This window comes from Pseudoalteromonas sp. 31A1 (genome assembly GCF_011378815.1).
Lineage (GTDB): Bacteria > Pseudomonadota > Gammaproteobacteria > Enterobacterales > Alteromonadaceae > Pseudoalteromonas > Pseudoalteromonas arctica.
On record NZ_WTKY01000001.1, the window covers coordinates 408200 to 434406 of the forward strand.

Sequence of the window (26207 nt, forward strand, 5' to 3'; positions counted from 1 at the left end):
CTAGCTATTAATATCTTGCGTGGTGAGATTGGCACCGAGTTGGCGTAGCTTTTTAAAACGCTCGCGGGCTGCTTGTTTAGCCGCTGCTTCTACGGGTACAAAATCAAAAACTTGGTTAAACCGACGAATGTAATCCGGTAATTGAGTAGCCAAGTTAATTAAAACTTTACGATTGCCAACAGGTGGCGTAATACCAATTTCTACAGGTGCGCCGCCTTTAGGGCCTTCACCTTGTAAATTATGTGGCACAAAACTATCTGGATCGAATGCCCAAATTATTTCATCAATGGCACAGGCTGCTTCGTTATCGTTAACACAAATAAACACACGCTGCCCATTTCGATACTGATCGGCCGCAATTTGAGCAGCCAAAGCAAAATGATCGTCAGCCTTCGCTTTAGACTCATCTTGTTGCTTTAGAACGAAAAATTTAGCGTTCATGTTCATTGTATCGGGGTTTCCCATGACATTGAATGTATACCAAATTGATATACATAAATTAAGAGGCAGATTTTGCCATATAACGGGGTTTGCTTCAATTAATACACAAATAAATAAGGCGCCAAATGGCGCCTTATAAGTAGCTAAACAGTGTGTTTAATCTTGAGCGGCTTCACTTACGCCAGCTCTATTTAATAAATACTGAGTAAGCATTGGTACAGGACGACCCGTTGCGCCTTTTTTAGCGCCACTGCGCCACGCTGTACCGGCAACATCTAAATGCGCCCAATGATACTTTTTAGTAAATTTAGACAAGAAACATGCCGCAGTAATAGTACCCGCAGAGCGTCCACCTAAGTTTGTAAAGTCAGCAAATGGGCTTTCTAGCTGATCTTGATAGTCATCCCATAACGGTAACTGCCATGCACGGTCGCCACTTTGCTCAGACGCTTTTAATAAATCGTGTGCAAGTGGGTTATGGTTTGATAGTAAACCAGTCGCATGCGCGCCAAGGGCTACAATACAAGCGCCAGTAAGTGTTGCTACGTCAATAACGGTATCTGGATTAAAGCGTTCAACGTACGTTAGTGCGTCGCACAATACTAAACGACCTTCAGCGTCGGTGTTTAACACTTCAACTGTTTGCCCCGACATTGTTGTTAAAATATCACCCGGGCGATACGCGTTTGAGCCAGGCATATTTTCACAGCCAGCTAAAACACCAATAACGTTAATTGGCAATTGCATTTGTGCAAGTGCACGCATTGCGCCAATAACACCTGCAGCGCCGCCCATGTCGTATTTCATTTCGTCCATGCCTTCGCCTGGTTTTAATGAAATACCGCCTGAGTCAAACGTTAAGCCTTTACCAACAAGTACAATAGGGGCTTGGTCGTCAGCGGCGCCTTTGTAGTTAATAATCGACATAATCGATTCGTTATCACTACCTCGGCCAACAGCTAGGTAAGAATTCATACCTAGTTCTGCCATTTGCTTTTCGCCAATAATATCAACAGTGATGTTGTCAAAATTAGTTGCCAACTCTTGTGCTTGCTCGCCTAAGTACACTGGATTACAAATATTTGGTGGCATATTAGCCACGTCTTTACACAGCTTACTACCTGCAGCAATGGCTAAACCATGCTCAATGGCACTTTCGCCAATCGTTAGTTCGCGTCGTGTTGGTACGTTAAACACCATTTTACGAAGCGGACGACGAGGATCTACTTTTTTACTTTTTAATTGGTTAAACGTATATAAGCAATCTTGTGTTGTTTCTACTGCTTGACGAACTTTCCAGTAAGTGTCGCGACCTTTAACGTGTTGCTCTGTTAAAAAGCAGACTGCTTCCATAGAGCCTGTTTCGTTTAAGGTATTAATAGTTTTAGAAATAATTTGTTTATATTGCTTATCATCAAGCTCGCGCTCTTTACCACAACCAACAAGCAATATGCGCTCGCTTAATACATTGGGTACATGATGCAATAATAAAACTTGGCCTGGCTTACCTTCTAAGTCGCCACGGCGAAGTAAATTAGAGATATAGCCATCACTAATTTTATCGAGTTGTTCACCAATGGGGGATAACCTACGTGGCTCGTAAACGCCAACCACAATACATGCGCTGCGCTGTTTTTCTGGGCTACCACTTTTTACGTTAAATTCCATTGTCACTCCTGATTTTGAGTCATTTAAGTTAGTAAGTTGGGGCTAAAAAAGTATTTTCTAGTCTTATCTACGTAACTTATGTAAGGATAATTCTTATTTTAGCTGATTTTGCTAGACTCTTACTGTGTAATTGAACTTTATATGCTTAAGGGCTACTAATGCAACATTATATCGTGCACTTAGGTAGGATAATTAAATTTGATGGCTTATAATAATAGCCTATTTGCCGGTATTAATTGGGTAAAATAGCTATTTAACTATTCAATTCTCACTATCGTAGTGAAATTCCATGTTTAACAGGGGCGAGCATTGCTAATATTCCGTTATTTGACCGCTGAGGTTTTAAAATCGCAGGTCGCCGTATTTTTAACTTTAATGACAATATTTTTGTCACAAAAGTTAGTTGGTATTTTAGGTGATGCCTCTGAGGGCAGCATTCCTGCTAAATTAGTGCTATCGATGATTGCACTAAAGCTTCCACAACTAGCCTCGCTAATACTTCCGCTGAGTATATTTTTAGGCATTATTTTGGCTTACAGCCGTATATATGCAGATAGCGAAATGACCGTCCTTAAAGCCTGTGGCGTAAGTGAATGGTATGTTGTGCGCGTAACGCTTATATCAAGCGTTGGGCTTGCCATATTAGCCGCTGCATTGACTATGTATATAGCGCCGTGGGCAAGCGAGCAAGAGTATCAATTGAAAGAACAAGCCAAAGCCGATGCGGGGTTATCTGCGCTCAGAGCTGGGCGGTTCCAAGAAACCGGTAACGAAAAAGCCGTGGTGTTTATTCATAATATTGAAAAAGGCGGCAAAGAGCTCAATAAGGTATTTGTTGCACAGTTACCCGATAGCGAAAAAGGCAATCTAGCGCGCTTAGTATATGCAGAGCAAGGTGTTGTGGTTGAAGCCGTAAATGGTGAGCAACAGCTAGTACTAACAGACGGTAAACGTTACGAAACAGACGGCACAACGCCTGCACTTAATTTAACAGAATTTGATGGTTACAGCGTACAAATACGAGAGCAAGAAATAGAGCATCAACGCCGTAAATTAGAGGCTGTGCCAACTAACCAATTATTGGCTATAAACACTCCTGAATCTATTGCTCAATGGCAATGGCGACTCGCTATTCCGTTATCAATCCCGCTACTTACCTTACTGGCAGTACCGCTAAGTGTGGTTAATCCTCGCCAAGGTAAATTTGCAAAACTAGTGCCTGCTATTAGCTTGTACTTAGGCTACTTTATTTTACTAAATGCCGCTAAATTTGCAGTTGAAGATGGCAAAATCCCGCCTTCAATCGGCTTGTGGTGGATTCATCTAAGTGCCTTGTTTATAGGTGGGTTATTAATTATAAAAGGGCGACCACTGGGCGCTTGGCTTAAAGCCGTAGTAACTAAGCGGGAGTTAGGCTCATGATGAAAACGCTTGATTGGTATTTAGGCCGCAGTATTTTACAAACTACCGGCTTTGCATTGTTGGTACTTGTTGGTATTAGCACCTTAATTAAATTTATCGACCAGTTAAAGTCGGTAGGGCGCGGCAGTTACGACTTAATGACTGCAATGCTTTACACGCTTTACACAATACCTGGCGATTTAGTGGTGTTTTTTCCGATGGCTGCGCTAATTGGTGGCTTAACGGGTTTGGGGGCACTTGCCTCAAACAGTGAGCTTGTAGTGATGCAAGCCGCTGGTATGTCGCGCTTACAAATAATTGGCTCTGTGATGAAAACGGCCATATTTATGGCTATCTGTATGATGGCATTGGGCGAATGGGGCGCACCTGAAGCACAATTGCACGCTAAAGAAATGCGTAACCAAGCAATACATGGCGGCGATGTGTTTAATACACAAAAAGGTGTATGGGCTAAAGACGGCAATAATTTTATTAATATTGAAGATGTTGATGAAAACGGCAGGCTTAACGGGGTGCATATGTACCACTTTGATAAATCGTTAGAGCTTACCCAAATTACTAAAGCAAGAGATGCACTGAGCCGAAAAGATGGCTGGCTACTTCGTGACGTTAATAAAGTTATTATCACTAGCGAAAAAACCACAACAGAGCAATTACCAGAAGAGTTTTACCCTTCGCAACTCACAGCTGAAAAGTTAGGGGTTGTTTCGGTAAAACCGGAGTCACTTTCATTTACTGGGCTTTGGTCGTATTTAAGTTACTTAGAGCAAAACGAACAAGACACAAGTACCTACGAGCTTGCTCTATGGCGTAAGTTGATGCAGCCAGTATCTGTTGCGGTAATGCTGCTGGTGGCGCTCTCGTTTATATTTGGCCCGCTGCGTACCGTTACTATGGGCGCACGTATTATTATGGGAGTTGTTACAGGGATTGTGTTTCACTTAACTAATGAAATATTTGGCCCTGTCGTTATGGTTTACCAAATACCTGCCATTATAGGGGCGGTATTACCCAGTATTATATTTATAGGCTTTGCGACATATTTGATGAATAAACGGGTATAGATTTACCTATTCAAAGCATGAAAAAGGGTGACCACTGGTCACCCTTTTTGCTTTTTAACTACTGCTTAATTACCGCTTAACTCACGATTTGAAAAGTTGGTATTAATCAAGCTCACTATAAATACGTCTGTTTTCTTCTTTAGTAAGTGCAATAACTTCTGTTTTAGAGATGTAATCTTGCAGTGCTTTTTTGTTTTTAAAATCTACTAACACCACCAAATTACCTAAACCGAGTAAAGCGCTAACGCTGCGGATAATTGATTGCGGCCAGCTAATTAAATTACCCTCAAGAGTTTGTACTTTTAAACGCCATGCACGCATGCCAATGGTTTGCCCGCTTTTAGTCCAAAAGTAGCCAAAAAATACTAAGGTAACAATAATTAAAAGAGCGGTACGAATACCCGAAAGAAGATTTGAATTTTGAATAAAGGCAGATACATCCTCTGCGCCATTTAAACTAATTACATCGAGAGAAATAAGCCCTTGAACGGCAAATAAATACAGCACTACAGTTAACATCGCAAACGCAATAATGGCTAACGTATCGTAAACTAACGACGCAAAACGGCGCCAAAAACCAGCACGTGGAAACTCACCCGACATAAATACACTCTCACTATTAATATGCGAGCTAGTTTAGCAAAAAAGCTTACAAATACTAAGACATGTTAATGTTTAGAGAGGGAATTGATTTTATTGCTTTAAGTTATTACCTACAGGGGAAATGAAAAAGACCCTGCTATTGGTAGCAAGGTCTTTTAATTTATAGCGGATTTAACCTAGCTTGATAGCAAGGTATTTTATGTCGTCACCACTTATTTGCGGTAAAAAATAAATATCGCCGTATTTAAAATACTGCTGCGAGTTAATTATTACGGCCTGTGCTGCCTGAGGCAATGAATCGTAAGTTTGGCCCAAGCTATAATCATTCACATTCCCCACTTTTATTGCCTGATTAAGACGGGTTGGTGGCTCATCAACCACTGTATAACCGTCATTATTTGCGACGTAATACACGTTTTGATATGTGTAGTAGGTGGTATTGTGATGCTTAAAATGCCTGTAATTTCTTGGTAGCGTATTTATACGCAGGCCTCTAGGTGGCGTAACTACATGGTAGCCTCTTTTAGCTTTACGGTAGTAAAGGCCGTCGTTAAACGTAAACGAAATACCATTAAATCTAATCGATGCGCTATTGCGTGGTAAATGGTTCATAAATCGATTTTGTCTGTAAGCGACTGAATTATTATGGCTTGTTAAGTAGTTATATTTGCGCTGGTTGTAGCGGTATTGTTCACGCTTTTCCTGCTTGTACTTAGCAAGTTTACGTTTTTCTTGCTTACGGTCTTCTCGTTTTTCTTTTTTATGCTCAATACGCTGCTTTTTTTCATGGCGGCGTTCATCGCGTTTATATTCAACACGTTTGTCGTGGTCACGTTTAAAGCTTTTATCATTCTCTCGCTCGTTTTGTGCTCCAAGCGCAGAGCCTGATACTGCGCCAATGGCGAGCAGTGCAGGTAGTAAAAAAGTAAGTTTCATAGTATTGCCTCGTTTATGTTTTTACATAACTGGGTTCAATACTAGCGGTTCAAACTGAATGTTAACTGACATACAACAGCAAACGGAGCTATGCTTACAGCTTTTTACATTTTACTGACGGTTCTTGACATAATATCTAGTTTTTGACGATTTTTAAGGGGGGTTATTACGAGAGATATTTTAATAATACTGCTATTAAATTATATATTTGGACTTTTTTGTTGTGCTTAGAAAACGTTATTTCCGTGCATTTTTAGATGGGAAAATACCAATAATAGAGTTTAAATGGTGTAAAAAGCTAAGTTTGCGGCGCGTTGTTTATTGCCGCAAACATGACTTTATATTTTAAAGGGCGCATCTATCTTTTAATAAATTTAAGGCTAGGGTGATACGTTATGACATTAACTTTAATAAATGCTGTGTTATTAACGTTTCTTTTAACAACTTTAACTGGAACATACTTGATTACCTTAGTTTGGTTAATTTTTTTCAGTTCTCGTTTTAGCTGAACCTTTTTATATTCTTGCTTTGTATATCTATCATGTGGTGCTGCAAATGCAGAATTAGATAAAGTGCCAATAACTAATAGTGCAGGTAGTATAAATGTAAGTTTCATAATATTGCCTCGATTGTGGTTAACATGGCTAGTATTGACGTTTGAAACTGAATGCCAACTGCATGTAAGGGCAACTGTAGGGAGGCTTTACACCCTTTTACTTATCTTTACTATTTTTGACGCTAATACCAATCCGCAGTAATACTTAATCAATTTGAGGGATTAAATCTAACGCTAACTCTATTAAAAAATGACTGATATATGGCTGCATAAATGCAGAGGGTAGGGCAATGAAAGAGCAATTGTCGAGAACAACTAATAACAAAATTTTAGCTGTGTTATCAACACCGTTTTCTTACCTCAAAACAGGTAGCTTGATTAAGCTACCAGGTATAAAACCGTATCGGTTCTATACCAATTCCATATATCGTTTAGAGTCTAGGTTGGTTACTTTTGATAAAAAGGATAATCGCTATAACCGACTTCAGTACCGCCATACATAGTGGCTGCATCGGCCTCGTTAAACGTCCAATTATTCGCTATACGCTCTGGTAAATCAGGGTTAGCTATAAATGGGCGACCAAATGCAAATAAGTCACCGTAACCTTCACCTAAAATACGTACCGCTTTTTCTACTGTGTATTTACCAGCATAAATAATGCGACCTGAAAATTCAGCTCGTACTGCTTTATAAAATTCTTGTGGTAAATCAGGAGCATTTTCCCAATCAGCTTCCGCTATTGATAAGTAAGCAATGCCAGCTTGCTCAAGCACTTTAACGGCTTGTACATAAGTATGATGAGGGTTTGATTCAACAAGTCCTAAATACACTCGTGTTTCATCTGTGCTTTCAAATAAAGGAGCAAAGCGAACACCTAAACGATCGGAGCCTACAACGTCACTTACCGCTTCAACTATCTCTTTTAAAAAGCGCAGGCGATTACTAAGCGTTCCACCGTATTGATCGTCACGGTTATTAGTATGCTCAGAAATAAACTGATTAACTAAATACCCGTTAGCACAATGCAGCTCCACACCATCAAAGCCTGCTTCTAGAGCATTACGTGCAGCTTGCGCATACATGTTTACCAGTTCGCCAACTTCAGTTGTTGTTAGTGCACGAGGCTCACTTGGGTCAGCCAATGCGCCTTCACCAGGTGCGGTTTCAATAAATACTTTTACATTGTCAGCAATAATATCTGAAGGGCCAACCGGTTTACCTGAATTTGGTTGTAGTGTGGCGTGCGATACGCGGCCTACATGCCAAAGCTGAGCAAAAATAACACCGCCTTTAGCATGTACTGCATGTGTTACTTTTTTCCAGCCTTCAATTTGTGCTTGCGAGTGAATACCAGGTGTCCAAGCGTAGCCTTGGCCACGAGGTTCTATTTGCGTGCCTTCGGTAACCATAAAGCCAGCCGATGCGCGCTGTGCATAATACTCAGCCATTAATTCATTAGGAATATTGCCCGGTTGTGTACTACGAGAGCGAGTAAGAGGAGGCATCACAATACGGTTTTTAAGTGTAAAAGGGCCAAGCTCAATTGATGAGAATAAAGGGGCGGTATTAACTGATTCTGATTTCATTTTAAATTCTCTTATAAAGCAAATAAAGGCTTAAATAGTGGTTAAGCAACGTTGGCAGCATAGAGATTTAAAGATACAATTTGAAACAACACTTTTTTGTACAGCATACAATTATGAATGGTATTAGCCGGCTCGATATAAAACAGTTAAGAGTGCTCAGTAGCTTGTTAGAGCTGCAAAATCTGTCGCAAGTAGCTAAAAAAATGGGGTTAACGCAACAAGCCATTAGTGAGCAACTACGAAAGCTACGAGACTTATTTGACGATCGCTTGTTTATTCGACAGGGCAATAACATGGTTGCTACTCCTAAAGCGCAAGGACTCAAGACGCCAGTTAATCATATATTAAAGCAATTAGAGTCGTTACTAGAGCCCGAGCAGTTTAGTCCGAAAACCTATAAAGGCGTGTTTACCATAAGCGCAACCGACTACGCCACGCAGGCTTTACTACCGCAATTATTTAATATTACCCGTCGCGAAGCCCCCGGTTTAAAGCTGATAGTGCGCGACTTTGCATCCGATAACGTTAATCAACTTATAACGGCAGGCGAGCTTGATTTATTGATTAGCTTTCCTGAGTTTATACCCGACAATCTTTCTTATATTACTTTGTTTGAAGAGCAGCATTTGTGTATTTCTGGTGTTGGTAACAACACTTACATGGAGCCTTTGAGCTTGGCGCAATTTGCAAAGCATCCTCAGCTAGTGGTATCGCCATCGCGTGCTAATTTACGCGGGTCGCACGATCAGTGGTTTGAAAGCCAAGGGCTAAAACGTAATATTGTAATGTCGGTACCGAGCTTTTCAGCCGTGCCCGACATTTTACATACAACCGATATGTTAGCGTTTTACCCATCAAGATTATTACCAAATAGCAAAGTTAAACAGCTAAAAATAGAAGCTCTGCCTCCTATATTTAAAGTAATAGCCGCATGGCATCCACGTACTAACAACAGCCTAATTCATAAGTGGTTGATAGAGCAATTACAAAACCTATAACAGCAAACTTTAATACAAGTATTAATGTAAGTATTAAAGCAAATACTGTTACCATAATTAACAATAGTTATTAAAGATTGTCGTCAGCTAATTACAGTGTCCTACAATTGTGTTTTAAGTACGATAAAGGAATTATAAAGCTAAATGTTTAAGTTATTTTTTGGTGTTTTTTGTTCTCTACTTTGTTTTAGTACTTTTGCTAACACAGTAAAAGAAGATGTTGAAAAGATACTAAGTGGATATTTAACGAGTAGCGAAAGTCGTGGGCTTATGGATAAGTTAGAGCGCAATTTACCTTATTCTTCATCGCTCGATACTGCTCGCGTTAAAACTGTAAAGTGTTGGTTTTATGACCCCCAAAATGACAAAAATTACATAGCATTAAATGATTTACTGACAGATGCTAATCAAGCAATCAAAAAAGCTGGCTCGCCTAAATTAAAACTCGATTTACAAACATGCCAAGCATTTCATTTATACCAACAAGGTAAAGTAAGTACAGCCACTTCAATGGCTAAAAATGTTATTAGTGCCACCTCTAAAAATCCAGAGCTTTATTATCAACATGCGACAGCTAACTTAATATTAGGGATAATTTTTCGTTCACAAGGTTCGTACCAGCAAGCTTTTTTGGCATTTCAACAAGCTTATAATACCTTTGAACAAGGCGGTTTTTCTTACGATAAAGCGCTTATACTTAAAGAGATAGGGCTTATTCATGCCGATCTTCACAATTTTTCGCTCGCTGAAGAACAATTGCAAAGAGCGATTAATGAGCTGACAAATTATAATGAGCAAGAGTGGTACATAGCCACAGATAGCCTAGCCCAAGCTTACGAATCTCAAGGTAATTATCAAAAAGCGATAGTGTTGTACAGCAGTATACTTCCTGCTGTAACTAAGTATGAAGACGATGAAGGGAATGCTTACTTACTCTTTAAAATTGCACAAATAAATATTCAATTAAATAAGCTGCAAGAGGCTAAACAATACTTAAATCAAGCCAGGGATTTAACGCTAAATAGTGAGTGGATTAAATTTATTCAATCAATAACAACAGCTGAGTGGTTAATTAAAAAGGGTCGCCTAGATGAAGCGGAATTTCTTTATTTAGATTTTGAACAAAATAGTTCTCAAGTATGGTCAGTTGACTCTTTAACTCGTTTTTTAGAATTTAAGCGTGAATTAGCAGTGCAAAAAAATAACTATCAGCAAGAAGCCTTAGCTCAAAGAGAGTTATTAAAAATCGCAGATAGAAAAGTGCAAGAAATTGCAGATAATACATTACTATCTCAACGTTTAGCGTTTGACTGGGAACAGCAAAAACGAGAAATAACAAGGCTGCAAGAGTCATCAGAGGTAAAAGAGCAGTTATTAAATTTAGCTGATGAAAAAGCATTTTGGCAAATCGCATCTTTGCTGTTTTCTATTGGGCTGATATTGATTTTAGCTTACATAACTTATAAACAAACTCAGCATAAACAGCGATTTAAAACACTTGCATTAAAAGACGAATTAACAGGTATCGCTAATCGTAGAGCAATATTTGCATTTAAATACAACGCGATTAAAAAAAGCGAGTTTTTAGGGAATGCGTGTTCACTCATTGTTATTGATATAGACCACTTTAAACAAGTAAACGATACATATGGACATGATATTGGTGATGAAGTTATTATTTCTACTGTTAAATTTATAGAAAAAAACATTCGTCAAACAGATTGTGCAGGTAGGGTTGGTGGAGAAGAATTTTTAGTTGTTTTACCTAATATTGCACTTAGTTTTGCGCATGAAGTTGCCCAGCGTATACGCGAAAGTATTGAGAATGTTACTCATACCTCACTCCATATAAAATCAACAGTAAGTATTGGTGTAGTACAAGTTAAAGCGGGCGAAGCCCCAAAAGATGCATCCCGACGAGCTGATGAAAAATTATACGCAGCTAAAAATGCAGGCCGTAATAAAGTAATGGTTTAATAACTCAATAATTATTGAGTTATTAAACGGCTAGTAATTTATTATTGAAAAATATAGCAAGCTAATTCACCTAATACTCATATGTATTGAGAGTGTATATCCTTCTTCGATACCTTTCAAAAAGAAGCTCTGCCTCCTACCTTTAAAGTAATAGCGCATGGCACCCGCGTACTAATAACAGCCCTATTCATAAATGGCTGATAGAGCAGCTGCAAAATTTATAAAATTCTTAGAAATGCAACGAGATCTAAACGCTCTTGCTTAGTTAATTTTAATGGCTTTAGTAGTTTCGTTGTTTTAGGGAAATGTGGATCGTTCAACTGGGTTTTTCTGGGCTTAGGTCTTGCTCCACCATGGTTGTACATGTTTACTATACCCAGTAGATCATCAAAAAGCCCATTGTGCATCCAAGGAAATGTTTGTGTTAAACCAAGTAGAGAAGGGGTTCTAAATAACCCTATATCACTTGGATTATTTGTAATATTAAACCGGCCTTTATCTTCAAAACTACGGCCGTAGTAATGAAGGCCAGTGCCATGAAATTGGTTGTCACTTAATAGCGCGCCATTATGGCAAGTCATACATTTTGCTTTGGTTCTAAATAAATGTAACCCGTTTAATTCACTATCTGATAAGCGTCTAACCGCTTTTTTTGGATTACTCTGAACCTCATTAATAAATGATTTAAAACGAGTATTAGGTGCGATGAGTGTTCGCTCAAAAGCTACGAGGGCTTCTGCCATTTGTGCCATGGAGAGCGTATTTGAATTAAAAGCACTTTTATTAAATGCCGTATAGCTTTTATCTTTATTGACCCGCATTAAAGCTTTTTGTGGATCTAAGTCCATTTCAATTGGGTTGCTAATGGGCATAAGTGCTTGTTGCTCAGCTGTTTTAGCGCGACCATCCCAAAAAAAACTTTGCCACTGATCTATACCAAAAATTGCAGGGGTATTGCGGGTGCCCACTTGATCATTTATACCGATTGCAGTGGCACGACCATCATGAAAACCCTTATCTCGTTCATGACAACTTGCGCAGCTTACGGTTTTATCGCGCGAAAGCTGTGTATCATGAAAAAGCTTATTGCCAAGTGCAACGTGCTCTGCCAGTGGAGTGGCTATTGGCAATAGCGAAAGAGGCTCAACTATACGCTCATCACTGGTTTGAATGGCAGGCCAATTTACTTGGCTCTTACTATACAAACCACGTAGCTCTTTGTTGCTGTATTGTTGAGCGTGCATACTAAGAGGGAGTAATAATGTTATTAAACCAAGTAGCTTAATCATATTTATAAGTTACTCCAAGCCAAAACATTCGGCCAGGTTCAATGCCAGCGGCTCCTTCGTTTACATTGTAAGTACGGGCGTTTAAAAGGTTAGATACATCAGCGCGTATTTCTACGTTGTGTTTTTCACTAATTTTAGGATTATATCGTAAGCTTAAGCCGACCATAGTGCGGGCACGAATAACACGTTGCTCATAAACATCAACCAAAGTAGATGTAATAGGGCAACAAATACAGCTCTTGTCTAGCTCAACGCTTTCACTCGCGCCTGTGCTAACAGCTGTATCAAAGCTACCACTATAGGTAATGTTTAAGCCTGTACTAAGTGAATCAAGCCAGTCAACATTCCAACCCATAGCGCCGGTTACGGGAGTTCCAAAATTGGTGCGAATTTGAGATAACTGGTTAAGTGTAACAAGTTCACCTTCTTCTTTAGCATTAACGTAATAAACTAGCTCATCAAGAGGGGTGTTATTTGCGGTTGCATTGTAGCTGTCGTTTGACACTTTATTTTGCGCATATGAAGCATTTGCCCAGAATGAATGTGCTTTAAATTGTGCACTCCATGCAATCGAGTAACGCTCAGAGCTACCTGTACCGCTGTTTGTTATTTCAATATATTTGAAGCCATCTTCACTTGGCGTATCAGCAGTTGAGCGAGACAATTGTTGATGCTTTTTCCGTTTTACATACTTAAGTGAAAAGTTACCAATTTTTTCAAATGAGTGAGCTATACCAAAAGCTAACTCGTCATCAAAAGGTGTTTGCACATCGTTAAAACGATATTTAAATGCGCCAGTGTAATTAGAGGGTAACCAGCCTTGTAAGTAGCCGTTTTCGATAGGGCGGTATTCGTTATACGAAAAGTTTTGTTGCTCTTTTATTTTATAACCAATAATTCCTGAATCATAATAACGGTTTACGCCTGCGCTTATTATTGTACGTCCATCATTAAACACATCGTAACCAAGCGAAATACGCGGGGCTAAGTTATGATTTTTTAAAAAATCATCATAGTTATAGCGCATTCCTAAGTTAATATTTACATGACCAAGCGTTAAATGATCGGTGATATATAAAGCGCCACGGTTAAGTCCTACATTTATATATTCAGCAGGTGTAACTTTACGACCATTAAAATACTGTGCAGTACTTACAATGTTATCGCTATAAGCTGCAATATGTTCAGGGTTATTAAAATCAATACTCCCTCCCAATTGCTCGGTAAGTTGCTCTATAGAAATAGCAGATTCAAGCGATTGGCAATCAAGCGTGTAACCGCTGCAATTAAGTGGTGCACTGGCGCTTGACCAAATAATAGGAGAGTCGTATGTGTAACTATTTTGAAAACGTTCACGTTTCACTTCTTGGTGTATAAGCTCTATACCAGCTTTAATATTGTGCTCTACACTCAAAAATTTAAACGTATTAAAATCGAGAGTGTTTTTCCAACTAGTGGTTAACTGTGTGTTATCGAGCGCCCCATATCCACCTTGCTTTGAGTAACGCGTATTAGATAATCCTTGGTCCGCAAATTCTCCCCATTGCTTTCCTTTTGCCTGCAACCAATTATAAAAGTGATCTGGGGACTCTCGACTGCTATCGCTTAAATTTACATTAAGGTTACTGTGCCATGTAGCAAAGCTTAAATTTTCTGTTAGCGATATTACGCCGCCTACTGCTCCACCTTCTAAGTGAAAGTTACTGTCTTTGGTATCAACAATAAAGTTATCAACTTCGTAAGGGGCGTACATTAAACTAATATCAAGCTGATCGACCCAACCATTTTTGTATCCATATTTAACTAATGCATTAATATTTCGGCGACTTTGCGTTTTTGGTTGACCCAGTGAAAAATCACTAATGTCGCTGGTAAGGTAATTAACGCTTACCATAAGTCCGTGGCGTTCATTGAGTTGTTTATTGGCGCTCAATGAGTAACTTATTTTTTTAAACTCTGGGGCTTCTAGCGCTTCATCATCAACATTTCGTTGTCCAGACTCTTCATCAGCTTTAAGAAAATGGTATTCTCCCCAGCTACTTTGATTCCCACGCACACCAAAGCTAAAGCTGTCTTTTGCAAAAGCACTTTTGGTTTTAGCATCAACAATTCCACCTGAAAAACCACCAAATTCGGCTGGAATGTTATGGTCGTACACGGTTATTGATTCAACAATATCTGAATTTACATTCATGCTTTGCACACCGCCCGACACATCATTGCTGGTAGCTGTAACTCGTGTAGCACTGGCGGGATCAATACGGTTGTTGTAGTTCATGCCATCAATCGAAAACCCTGTTTGCCAAGGTTGCGCGCCAGAAATAGATATTTCGGGTGCGCTAATTTCAGCCAAGCTTTCAATACTAAAAGCGTCGTTACTGAGTTGTACTCCAGGGAGGAGGGCAATTAACTCATTTATATCCCCATTACCTTTAGCGGTCGAGGTTATAAAGTTACGGTCGAGGTATGAGCGACCAATTACTTCAGGCACTTCAATACCTATGTACTGACCTTTTACTTCTATGTGTTCTAAGGCTTCACAACGTTTTTTTTCTTCATTTTGTAAAGTACTGCATATGGGTTTTGACTGGTCGGTCTGCTCTTGCTCGTTCGCTGCATAAGCGTTTTGGGTAAGCAAAAGCAGACACGCTAAGGTGCTAGGTGTCTGCATTTAAATCTCTTAATTAATTACCAAGTGGAGTACTGTCTTCGCTATCAATAATGCCGTCATTGTCGGCATCTTGATCGGCTATTAAACCTGAGGCTGTTATGTCGTCTTCGCTTACATTTGGTAGGAAAAAGTTAGGAAGTCCGTCGTGATCGGTATCTACACTGGCAACTGCTTTTTCTCTAAAGTCATCACGGGCAGCTATTAAACTTGCCATTTCAGTATAAAGGTTGAGTTTATCTGCTGAGCCATTTACGCTATTTTCAATTAACGAAATTGCTTTAGCATTATCACCAAGAAGCACATGAGCAGAAACTAAGTCCATCATATTACTTTGTAATGCGGTGTCTGAAAGCGCAGTAATGCGTTCCTCTAAAGTATTAATTAACGTAGACGTTGGTGCTTTAAATCCTTGGTATTTAGCTTCATAGTCATTAATGTTTTGAGCATTAGCCCCCATAGATGACAACGCACTGTAAATAGTGAAATACCCAGTTTTAGGCGCTTCAATATCTAAAATATACTCTTTTAAAAGCTCAACTAGATCGGTTAATTGGTTGCTATCAAACTCTGAAATTAAAGGCGTAATTTCTTCAACCGATAAAGTAAATGTGTCTAATACTTGTGTTGAATAACCCGCATCAATCATAAAACCAAGTGTTTCTAAGCGGTTCTCAAAGCGATCTTCAGGGGTTTCTAGTTCTGATATATGGTTAAGTAATTGCGTATATATAGCTGGGATACCATCTGTTGAGCCAGATCGAGTTAGCGTCATTATTACATTGCTATGAACTGAAATTTGGCTGCTAGATGAGAGTGTTTGTAGCTCACCGCTTTGTAGTTTTTCGAGCATAGTAATGCACTTTTCAGCTTGAACTTTTTCATCCATACCAACGCGACCGCTTATTTCAACAAAAGCAGAGCAGCCTCTAAAACCAGTAAGATACGTTGCATAACTCTCGGCTTGTATGTACTCATCTGAAATAAGTAAGTCACCGGCATAATTCATTACTTGTTGAGCTAAATCATTTCGATTAAATTGGCTCAAAATAAGTGCAGTACCAGGTAAGTTTGTAGTATCGGTTAACCCCTGAAATAGCACGTTATATTCATCTTTATCTTTAAAAGGTTGAGCAACTTCATCGAGTACTGTTGTTGCATCTTCGCCTGCTAATAAACGCTGCGCCACAATAAATGAAACCATTGAGCGTTGTGCAAATGATTGCTCCCACTCAGATGTAATTAGTTCATATGCAGGGTTTTGAGTTGTGTCGTACAGCGCCTCGATAAGTGTAGCCAAATTACTTAGTGCATACGGGTAGTAGCTAAGAGTTGCTTGTGAATAAGGTGAGGCAGCATAATTATAATTACTATCGAAATTAGTAATACCATAAAGAGCGAGTGCTTTATTAGTATATTCACGTGCAAGTTCTAACTGATTAGTTTGTAATAAAAACTCTGCCGACCATGCTAAATATAATATACGAGAGCGGTGAGTTGGCTCTCCTTTATAATCACCATTTTTTGCTATTACGTAGCCTGTTTTATTACTTAATTGAGCGAACGATTTAGCGAATAACTTTGCAGTTTCTAAGTTTTCAGCAGTGGGTGTCGCTGCATATGATTCAAGAGTTGAGCTTGCAGCACTTGAAAATGCAGTAATAAAGTACCCAAATGTAGTTGTAAATTCATCCTGTGCTGCGTTTAATGCATAGCCTTCAATTTGTTCAATTAAGCTAGTTGCTTGCGACAGTTGTAATGCATCTAAATAGTCTCGTGTAATAGTTAACAACCAAGATGCATCATTTCTGTCTATATTATCCAATCCTTTTTCAGCAAGGTATTGGTTATAAGATGTTAAAGCTAGCTCTCTATATTCTATAGCTTGCTCAGAGCGATTAATCGTATCCAGTGCACTGGCTACTTTTAAAAGCCCATCGGCATAGGCTGTTTGTTCGTTAATCAGCGCTAAATACTCTTGTGCGGTAGTTAAAAAACCAGCGCGCGCATAAGCTGCAGCTTGAGTTTGATAAATACTATAACGAGATAGTTCATCGTTAATATTTTCTGTTATTAAATCGGCTTGTTTTAAATGAGACTTATCTGAGCTGTAGTAGTAGTTACGTTTGTCTTCATTTGTTACATAAGAGGGGCTAAGTGAAATAGTCGCAGTTAATGGCTCACTTATAATGCCGTCGGTATAACTAACGGTAAATTCATCATTTTGCGTAGTGAGTGTTTGTGCCTCATAGCTAAATTCACCAGCTTCACTATTTATAGATATTACACCACTACTTGGCGGTGTAAGTAGCGTAATGCTCACTGCATCGCCATCAACATCACTAGTATTTATTTTACCTACACTTGTTGTTGAGGTAGTAAATGTAACATTAGTTGTTGAAATAGTAGGTGCATCATTAATGTTTTCAATAATAAAACGTACAACAACATCAGCGCTTAAACTGCCGTCACTTGCTGAAATAGTCGTGCTATCTTCACCAAAAAAATCAGCGTGTGGTGTGTAAGTAAATTCACCGTTAGCCTCTAATGTAATAATGCCGTTACTTGGAGATTGCGCCAAAGTATAACTAAGCGGGTCGTCGTCAGTGGCTGAAACCTGTCCTGAAAAAGCGGTATCTTCGTTAAGCGTAAAACTTAAATTTGATTGGGTAAATAATGGTGCACTGTTGCCCGAGCCGCTTCCACAACCTGCTAAAGCGAGTGCGCATAAAATAGGGATAAATTTAATAAGTCTGTTCATTATTGTTAATATTAGAAGTTAATGATGTTGCGAATGATAACGCATATCAATTGTGTTTCACAGTTCGAAGTCGGTATTTATGTTAAAAATAAGAATGTTACCTTTAACTAATCAAGGGTTTAAAAAACAAAGAGACGTTAAAGTAGAAAGGTGTATAGCTAATGTAAATATTTTAAGTTCAGCTAAAAAGTACTCATATACTTAACTAATGAAAGCTTTTCTCATTATTAAATGTAGGAGCTGAACAAAATTACCACCTATAAAATAGCTTAAAATATGAGTTTGCATCGACTTAGTATTTTTAATAAATTTATTAATCAAAATTAAATAGGTTAATGCCATTTAACCTCTCCTTAACCCTCGACCGAATAAGCTATGTGCAATGGTATGAATTAGGCATAGTTAAATGGTTTATTTTAAAAAGCACTCAACCGGTTTGTTACTTGCACTTAGTTGCACGCTTGCTGCATGCAGTAGTCAGCCAAGCTATCAAGGTAATAGTACTGAGCAGTCGCTAAAGCAACATGCAAATTGGCAGTACACGCAAAGTAACGCACAGCAAGTAAATTACATTACCGATTTGGTGAATATAGAAGGGCTTGATTCGCTTATTGAGCAAGCTGTTACTAATAACCCATCGTTTAATCAAGTGCATGTTGCATTAAAACTAGCTTATGCGCAGCGTGATGTAACCGCTGCAAGTCAGTGGTTTAGTGTAGATGCAGGATTTGACGCGCAGCGCAGTGAAACCGAAGGCACGCAATATAGCTCATCAGTAGGTATAAGTTGGGAAGCCGATATATGGCAAAAAATTGCTGACAACGTAGCCGCGCAAGATATGACTATTGCCAGTAACCAAGCTACTTATCAAGGTGCTAAAGACACATTAGTAGCGAGTGTTATTCGTACTTATTTAAATATTATTTTGCAGCAAAATTTGCTCGATATAGAGCAGCAACGTTTAGTTGTTTTACAAAATAATGAGCAAAGTATTGTAGAGCGTTACCAATATGGGTTAGGTGATTTAGAAGCGCTTGATACTGCCCGTACTAGCACTGCATCTACTCGCGCAACCATTGCCGATTATCAAGAGCAAATAGCAAAAGCAAAGCGTGCTTTAATGCTAATTGTAGGCACTGATAAACTTCAAAACCTGCCAAGTACATTAACACTGCCAAGCGTTATTGAGCCATTAAGTACATTACCAGAGCAAGATTTAGCGCGCCGACCTGACTTACAAAGTGCCTATTACAACATTCAGGCAAAGCATTACTTGGTTGATGTATCGTACAAAGAGCTACTACCGAGTATTTCGCTTTCGGCATCACTGAGTGATTTAGCAAGCACGCCAAGCCAAGCATTATTAACTAGCCCTGTGTGGAGTTTATTGGGGAGTTTAAGTGCCCCTTTATTTGAAGGTGGAGCACTGCGTGCGCAAGTTGATATTGCAAAATTAAATGCCGAGCAAGCGTTTTGGCAGTACCAAGATACGCTGCTAAGTGCGGTAAACGAAGTTGAAAATGCACTCGGGCAGGAGCAGTCATTAACCGAGCAACGACTACAAATAAGCAATGCGCTTGCCAGCGCTAAAAGCAGTTTTAGTAACTATCAAAGTAAATATCAACAAGGTTTGGTTGATATTTTAGATTTGCTAACAGTGCAACAAAAAGTATACGACCTGCAAGCTCAACTTAGTCAAATAAACTACACCCTTTTAACTAACCGCATAGATTTAGGCCTTGCTTTGGGCCTTGGAGTATCGTCATGAGAATTTCGCCAACACCTGTTATTGTAACCCTTGTTGCAATTATTAGTATAGGGCTTGCTGTTGCGTATAACGCTAAAAAAATGGATGAACAAGCTAATAGCTCAAAATCTGTCACGGTTAGAGCTATTGCACCAAATGTATCGGTAATTAATGCTGTTGCGGGTACTTACCAAGCTTATGTGAACGGACATGGTCAAGCAAAGGCGCATTGGACACTGACCTTAAAAGCACAAGTTAAAGGCGAAGTGACTAATATGAGTGAGCAATTTGCAACCGGAAACTTTGTATCTAAAGGGCAGGTGTTTGCACAAATAGATAATACTGAATACTTACAAGCCCTCGCAAATGCCAAAGCCACACTCGCTGATGCGAAACTCGCACTGCAAGAAGAGCAAGATTTAGGGGAGCAAGCAAAACGTGAATGGGAACGCTCAGGCGTTACGCAGGCGCCAAGCTCACCGCTGGTATTTAGAACCTTGCAGCTAGAAGCCGCGCAAGCCACGCTTGATGACGCTCAATATGCACTTAAAACAACACAGCGTGATGTAAATAATACCCAGTTAAGTGCTCCGTTTGATGGTGTTATTTTATCGCGAGATATCGATTTAGGTACTTATGTTGGTATTGGCGATACGCTTGCCACATTAAACAGCACTGACAAAGTAGAAATAAACGTGCCGCTTTCATTGAATCAGTGGCAAAATCTGGCAAATAATAAATCAGGCGAGGTTATTTTAAGTGATGTAACCACTAATACTAAATGGAATGGTTATATTGCACGTTTTGAGCAACACCTCGATGACAGTTCGCGTCAGCGCAGCGTCATAGTTGCTCTTGATAAACCGTTTGAACAAGCGACACCATTATTACCAGGTACATTTTTAGCGGTTGAAATTGCTGGTAAACAATTAAGTAACGTAATTGAACTGCCTGCTTCAGCGGTATCGCAAGATGGCTTAATTTGGTACGTGAATGATAAAAACAACTTAGTAAGCACACAAGCCAATAAAGTATTTGAGCGTGGAGATTACGTATACATTTCACCAATAGAGGGTGTTAGTAAATTAAAAGTAGTTGTGCGTCCACTTGTTAGTTATTTAAACGACATGAGGGTAAATCCAATTGTTGAAGGGGTACAATAATGAGCCCTCATCAGCCACCTCAAGTACCTAGCAGTAATAACCCGTTGCACGGTATTATTAACTGGTTTGCAAATAACTCTGTTGCCGCTAATTTATTGTTAATAAGCGTGATTATAATGGGGATTATGTCGCTTTCTACGTTGCGTAAAGAAGCTTTTCCGAGTTTGGAGCCTGATACTGTTTCGGTGTCAGTTGTTTATGACAGTGGTGATGCATTACAGGCTGAAGAGGGGATTGCGCTCAAAATAGAAGAAGCTCTTGAAACAGTACAAGGTATAAAGCGCATTACCTCTACATCTGATGCTAGCGGCAGTCATGTCAGCATTGAAAAAGATACTGATTATTCACTAGATGAGCTACTCTTTGATGTAAAAAATCAAGTTGATGCAATTAACAACTTCCCGGTTGATGCTGAGCAACCTGTTATTGATAAAGCGCGCAGGCAAGATCATGCATTAACACTACAGCTTTTTGGGGATGCAGATCGCCATACATTACAAAACCTAGGTGAAAAACTTAAAGCCGATTTATTAGCGCAATCAGGTATTAGTGATGTAACTCAGTCGGGTGTTCTCGATCCGATGATGTCAGTAGAAATCGATGAGGGTAAATTACAAGCCTATGGGTTAACCATTAGTGACATAAGTGAGGTGATTAATAACGAGTCATCAAGCCCATTATCAACTAGTTTACGCGATAGCAGTAAAATTATACGTCTGAAAGCGGCTGACCAAGCGTACTGGCAGCGCGACTTTGCCAATATCGTTTTACTCACTACCGCATCTGGCGCACAAATCAAATTAGGTGATGTTGCTATTGTTAGCGACAGTTTTTCTGAAGATAACAACTCACTAAGTCGTTATAACCAACAAAATGCAGTCGGCGTTGAAATTCTAATGGGTGATACCAGCGACATAATCACCATTGTTGAGCAGGCTAATAATGTAATAAAAACGTGGCATGAAAATGGTTTATTACCTCAAAATGTAGAGCTAGAAAGCTGGAATGACAAAAGCACCATGATCACCGAACGTTTATCGCTACTGACTAAAAATGCAGTGACCGGTATTATTATGGTGTTTGTAATACTAGCCATATTTTTAAATGTACGTGTGGCTTTATGGGTTGCTGGTGGCTTGCCATTTGTATTTTTTGGCACGCTGTATTTTATGACCGATGGCTACACCGCACTGACCATAAACGAAATGACTACCTTCGGCTTTATTATGGCGCTGGGCATAGTGGTAGACGATGCCGTTGTTGTCGGCGAGAGTATTTACACAACACGTAAAAAACATGGCGATACAATAAATAACACGGTTTTGGGTACGATGAAAGTAGCTGTACCGACAATATTTGGGGTATTGACCACTGTTGCTGCATTTATGGCACTGTCGAATGTATCTGGTAATCTAGGTAAAATTTACTCTCAATTTGCCACTGTAGTGACCATCTGTTTGCTGCTTTCGCTCGTTGAATCAAAGCTTATATTACCCTCGCATTTAGCCCATGTAAGTACCAAGCGCCAAATTAAAAAAGGGTTAAGTGGGGTATGGTCCAAAATACAACATGGCGCCGATAGCGGTCTAAATTGGTTTAGCAAAAACATTTATTGTAAGGTTATTGAACTCTCATTGCGCTTTAGATATGCAGTCGTTGCTGGGTTTATTGCTTTTTTTATACTCGTCATAGGTATGCCAATGACAGGCGTAGTAAAAGTAGGTTTTTTCCCAAGCATTCTGGGCGATACCGTATCCGCCAACTTGGTTATGCAAACTGATGCTGCTTATGGTCAAACAAACAAAAACTTACTAATGCTTGAGCAAAGTGCAATACAAGCTGAGCAAAACTTAATGACTAAGTTTAATTCAGATAAAAGTGAAATAACCAGTTTACAAGTAATTAGTAGCAACGATACAAGTGGTACGGTAAGCGTTGAGTTATTAGATGATGGCGCTTTCACAGCAAGTGAATTTGCTCAAGAATGGCAGCGTTTAGCCGCAAGTCCTGAGGGCAGTAAAAAGCTACAAATATTAGCTACGCGTAAAATGGTTGATAATTTTAAAGTTGAGCTTAAAGCATGGGACGACGAAACTGTAATGGCAGCGGGCGCACTATTTAAAGAGCACTTACAAAATACGGCAGGCGTTAACGGAATAGACGACAATTTAAATCCCGGTCAACCACAGTTAAAATTTACACTAAGCGCGCAAGGTCGCGCCCTAGGTATGGATACCGCGAGCTTATCAAAGCAAGTACTGCAAGCCTTTGGCGGCGCAATTGTACAGCGTTATCAACGTAATAAAGACGAAATAAAAGTACGTGTACGTTATCCAGAGAACGCCCGTCAAACACCTGCCGATATTATGCAATCGCGTATCCGATTGCCTGATGGCACCGTTGTACCGCTTGTAAACGTAGCGACAATTAACAGTGAATACCAACACGATGAAATAACGCGTATTGATGGACTTCGTGCAATTTATTTAAGTGCGCAAGTAGATAAAGGTGTGATTGCTCCAAACGAATTAGTGGCTGATTTAAAACGCGACTTAATACCAGAATTAACTCAGCAATTTCCTACTTTGAATATTCATTTTGCGGGTGAAGCTGAAGAGCAAGACGAAACAACAGGGTCAATGCTTGCCATGTTTGTCGCTGCTTTATTAGTTATATATGTACTGCTGGCTATTCCGCTTAAATCGTATGTTCAACCTATGTTGATTATGGTGGCAATTCCGTTTGGTGTAGTTGGTGCAATACTTGGGCATTGGTGGAACGACTTAACCATTAGCATATTGTCATTAAACGGTATATTGGCGCTCAGTGGTGTGGTGGTAAACGACAGCCTATTACTTGTTTCGCGCTTTAACGAACTAACAAAAGAAGAGGATATGAATACGCATGACGCCATAGTTGAGTCGTGTACGAGTCGTCTGCGTGCTGTTTTACTAACCTCAATTACAACTTACGCAGGCTTGGTGCCGCTTCTTAGTGAAACCTCAATTCAGGCACAATTTTTAATCCCTGCGGCTGCATCACTTGGTTACGGTATTTTGTTTGCCACGGTTATTACCTTAATACTTATACCTGCATTATTGATGATTCAAACCGACGCTAAGCGCGGTATTGATGCTGTGCTAAAATCGCTAGGTGCTAAAAATAAAACGCAGGAAACAGCCTCTTAATGATAAACGTACTACTGGTTGAAGACGACATCGACTTGGCAACCACCATTGTTGATTATCTCGAAATTGAGTCAATAGAGTGTGACCATGCAAGCAATGGCGTAATGGGTTTAAATTTAATAGAACGTAATCACTATCAGATGATTATTTTGGATGTAAATATGCCAAAAATGGATGGTTTAACCATGTGCAAAACATTACGTGAGCGAGGCATAGATACACCAGTATTAATGCTGACAGCGCGTGATAGCCTCGACAATAAGCTTGAGGGATTTGCAGCCGGTAGTGACGATTATCTCGTAAAACCATTTGCTATGAAAGAGTTAGTAGCGCGCGTTAAAGTATTAGCAAAACGCAAAAGTGGTGAAGTAAAACGCCTTACATTTGCTAATTTAACACTTGATTTAACCGCGCATACGGCAACAGTCGAAGCAGGTAACTTAAAGCTATCTCCTATTACTTTTAAGTTATTAGAATTACTTATTAGAGAGCAACAAAAGCCAGTTACCCGACACGCAATTATGCAAGCCATTTGGGGAGAAGAGCAGCCCGACAGTAACAGCCTAAAAGTACATATTTACCATTTACGAAAACAGTTAGAGCAAGCTAATTGCCAAGCGGTACTTGAGACAATTCCCAGTGTAGGGTTTGTATTAAAACTAAAAAATGAGACACATGCATGAAAATAAGACCTAGTTTAAGGTTGTACTTTTTTGTCAGCATGGTGCTTTTAAGTTCGTTAATGGCTATTGGTTTTTCGTTTTTAAGTGTTAGCTATTTTACCGATGGTTTAGACAAAGGCTTGAATGGCGTAATGCATGCACTTTCGCAATCGGCTGAAGTTAAAAACGGGCAACCGAAAGAAATGATTGGCTTTAATATAGCGAGTCGTTGGGAGGATGTGCCAAATGAGATTAAGAAACGTTTTATAAAGCCTACAGAGCGAGGTATATTGCAAAAAAGCCAAGAAAAAACAGCGTTTTTTTCTATGCCAAAAGACTTATATTTTGTTGTGTATTTTGAAAGCTCTACTGGTGAGGCTCGTTATGTATCACGTATTATGCTTGAGGAAAACCGCCTTCCAAAAAAAGGAACACCCGAAAAACCAATACAAAGGTTATTATGGATAGCGTTAACAGGGATAACGGCAATAGCGCTGTTTACCTTCTTTTTGTTTATGGTAATGAAAAAAATAGCAAAGCCTGTAGAGTCCCTGCGGGGTTGGGCTAAATCGTTAAATCAAACAAATTTACAACAGGTGCCACCTGACTTTACTTACAATGAGCTAAATACGTTGGCAACCTTAGTGCGCAGCAGTTTACTTTCGGCTCATGATAGCCTTGAGCGAGAGCAGCGCTTTTTAAGTTATGCCAGCCACGAGTTACGTACGCCAATTTCGGTTATTCGCAGCAACGTTGAGTTACTGAACCGCTTAAGCGAAAAAGCGCCTTTAAGCGATAAGCAACAACTTACACTGCAGCGAATTGAGCGCGCCGGTTTAACCATGAGTGATTTAACTGAGACGTTATTGTGGCTTAGCAGAAATGACGACCAGCAAAGTTCACCAGAGCCTGTAAACCTAGCCGAAAAAATAACGACCTTGGGTAACGAACTCGATTATTTACTCAATTCAAAACAAGTTGATGTACTTATAAATACCGATAACCACAGTACGACTATTAGTACCGAAGCCACCGCATGCCACATAGTGCTTACAAATTTGATACGCAATGCGTATCAGCATACGCAACAAGGGCAAGTGCGTATTACTCAACAAGGTAGCCGCGTAATTATAGTAAATAGAAGCGCACAAATTGAAACGCCACACGTTACTAATAGCGCAAATAAGCCGACCAATATTGGCTACGGTTTAGGGTTAGAGTTAAGCGAAAAAATAATAAAACGACACGGTTGGGTATACGAAGTAAACGACATGCCAGGGCGTTATGAAGTGGTGGTCGATTTTAGTTAATAGACTTTTTTAATACTTAGATTTGAAATATAAAAACCGCACTAAGGGACTTTTAAAAAAGCTTTAGCGCGTTTTTTTACATTTAGGATTTAATTTTTTCCTAAAATGTATACTTGCTTAACTAATAAAAATTAGATGTAATAAAATTAAATACTGTGTATGCAGTA

General features: G+C 39.4%; 18 protein-coding genes. 9 read left to right on the plus strand and 9 right to left on the minus strand.

The features are described from left to right. The gene (locus tag GQR52_RS01950) at positions 1 to 447 is read right to left on the minus strand and encodes a DNA polymerase III subunit chi (RefSeq protein ID WP_007587285.1); all 447 of its coding nucleotides are present in this window, start codon (positions 445 to 447) and stop codon (positions 1 to 3) included. Positions 448 to 597: 150 nt separating this feature from the next. Beyond that, on the minus strand, positions 598 to 2109 hold the full coding sequence (gene pepA, locus GQR52_RS01955) for a leucyl aminopeptidase (RefSeq protein WP_007587283.1): 1512 nt from the start codon (positions 2107 to 2109) through the stop codon (positions 598 to 600). A 309-nt stretch (positions 2110 to 2418) separates the two neighbouring features. On the opposite strand from pepA, the gene lptF reads away from it, so the two are divergent. Together lptF and lptG are read left to right on the plus strand one after the other, a co-directional pair. Next, positions 2419 to 3531 carry an LPS export ABC transporter permease LptF gene (gene lptF, locus GQR52_RS01960; RefSeq protein ID WP_002962016.1) on the plus strand — a complete coding sequence of 371 codons (1113 nt, stop codon included), beginning with the start codon at positions 2419 to 2421 and terminating at the stop codon, positions 3529 to 3531. After that, a complete protein-coding gene (lptG, locus tag GQR52_RS01965; protein WP_165727265.1) occupies positions 3528 to 4595 on the plus strand; it encodes an LPS export ABC transporter permease LptG in 1068 nt (355 codons plus the stop codon). The genes lptF and lptG overlap by 4 nt, the downstream gene beginning before the upstream one ends. A gap of 102 nt (positions 4596 to 4697) precedes the next feature. Here lptG and GQR52_RS01970 read toward each other — a convergent pair whose 3' ends face one another. The 4 genes from GQR52_RS01970 to GQR52_RS01985 all read right to left on the minus strand — a co-directional run bounded on the left by GQR52_RS01970 (position 4698) and on the right by GQR52_RS01985 (position 8277). Next, entirely contained in the window at positions 4698 to 5198 is a 501-nt protein-coding gene (locus tag GQR52_RS01970) for an RDD family protein (RefSeq protein ID WP_007587274.1), read from the minus strand. A 171-nt stretch (positions 5199 to 5369) separates the two neighbouring features. Then, positions 5370 to 6134: a DUF6515 family protein gene (locus GQR52_RS01975; RefSeq protein ID WP_165727266.1), complete on the minus strand. Its 765-nt coding sequence runs from the start codon at positions 6132 to 6134 to the stop codon at positions 5370 to 5372. 358 nt (positions 6135 to 6492) lie between these two features. Continuing rightward, entirely contained in the window at positions 6493 to 6750 is a 258-nt protein-coding gene (locus GQR52_RS01980) for a hypothetical protein (protein WP_165727267.1), read from the minus strand. Between the two features lie 387 nt (positions 6751 to 7137). Then, complete coding sequence (locus GQR52_RS01985) at positions 7138 to 8277, minus strand: alkene reductase (protein WP_165727268.1); 1140 nt, start codon at positions 8275 to 8277, stop codon at positions 7138 to 7140. Positions 8278 to 8357: 80 nt separating this feature from the next. Here GQR52_RS01985 and GQR52_RS01990 point away from each other — a divergent pair, with 80 nt between their 5' ends. Then, positions 8358 to 9275 carry a LysR family transcriptional regulator gene (locus GQR52_RS01990; protein ID WP_206017350.1) on the plus strand — a complete coding sequence of 306 codons (918 nt, stop codon included), beginning with the start codon at positions 8358 to 8360 and terminating at the stop codon, positions 9273 to 9275. Positions 9276 to 9419: 144 nt separating this feature from the next. Continuing rightward, positions 9420 to 11252, plus strand: coding sequence for a diguanylate cyclase (locus GQR52_RS01995; protein WP_165727269.1), 1833 nt, complete (start codon positions 9420 to 9422; stop codon positions 11250 to 11252). Positions 11253 to 11470: 218 nt separating this feature from the next. On the opposite strand, the gene GQR52_RS02005 is transcribed toward GQR52_RS01995, so the two are convergent. From GQR52_RS02005 to GQR52_RS02015, 3 genes are read right to left on the minus strand one after another with little or no spacing between them, the layout of a single operon-like run. Beyond that, the gene (locus GQR52_RS02005) at positions 11471 to 12541 is read right to left on the minus strand and encodes a cytochrome c peroxidase (RefSeq protein ID WP_165727270.1); all 1071 of its coding nucleotides are present in this window, start codon (positions 12539 to 12541) and stop codon (positions 11471 to 11473) included. Then, positions 12534 to 15212, minus strand: a complete 2679-nt coding sequence (locus tag GQR52_RS02010) for a TonB-dependent receptor plug domain-containing protein (RefSeq protein WP_165727271.1) — start codon at positions 15210 to 15212, stop codon at positions 12534 to 12536. Before GQR52_RS02010 ends, GQR52_RS02005 begins: the two co-directional genes overlap by 8 nt. A gap of 13 nt (positions 15213 to 15225) precedes the next feature. Next, positions 15226 to 17970, minus strand: coding sequence for an Ig-like domain-containing protein (locus tag GQR52_RS02015; protein ID WP_165727272.1), 2745 nt, complete (start codon positions 17968 to 17970; stop codon positions 15226 to 15228). Between the two features lie 406 nt (positions 17971 to 18376). On the opposite strand from GQR52_RS02015, the gene GQR52_RS02020 reads away from it, so the two are divergent. From GQR52_RS02020 to GQR52_RS02040, 5 genes are read left to right on the plus strand one after another with little or no spacing between them, the layout of a single operon-like run. Further along, a complete protein-coding gene (locus GQR52_RS02020; protein ID WP_165727273.1) occupies positions 18377 to 19738 on the plus strand; it encodes a TolC family protein in 1362 nt (453 codons plus the stop codon). After that, the gene (locus tag GQR52_RS02025; RefSeq protein ID WP_165727274.1) at positions 19735 to 20880 is read left to right on the plus strand and encodes an efflux RND transporter periplasmic adaptor subunit; all 1146 of its coding nucleotides are present in this window, start codon (positions 19735 to 19737) and stop codon (positions 20878 to 20880) included. Before GQR52_RS02020 ends, GQR52_RS02025 begins: the two co-directional genes overlap by 4 nt. Then, on the plus strand, positions 20880 to 24068 hold the full coding sequence (locus GQR52_RS02030; RefSeq protein ID WP_165727275.1) for an efflux RND transporter permease subunit: 3189 nt from the start codon (positions 20880 to 20882) through the stop codon (positions 24066 to 24068). Before GQR52_RS02025 ends, GQR52_RS02030 begins: the two co-directional genes overlap by 1 nt. Further along, the gene (locus GQR52_RS02035) at positions 24068 to 24751 is read left to right on the plus strand and encodes a response regulator transcription factor (protein ID WP_165727276.1); all 684 of its coding nucleotides are present in this window, start codon (positions 24068 to 24070) and stop codon (positions 24749 to 24751) included. Before GQR52_RS02030 ends, GQR52_RS02035 begins: the two co-directional genes overlap by 1 nt. Continuing rightward, positions 24748 to 26040 (plus strand): HAMP domain-containing sensor histidine kinase, encoded by a 1293-nt coding sequence (locus GQR52_RS02040; protein WP_165727277.1) that lies wholly within the window; start codon positions 24748 to 24750, stop codon positions 26038 to 26040. Before GQR52_RS02035 ends, GQR52_RS02040 begins: the two co-directional genes overlap by 4 nt. The last annotated feature ends 167 nt before the right edge of the window (positions 26041 to 26207 follow it).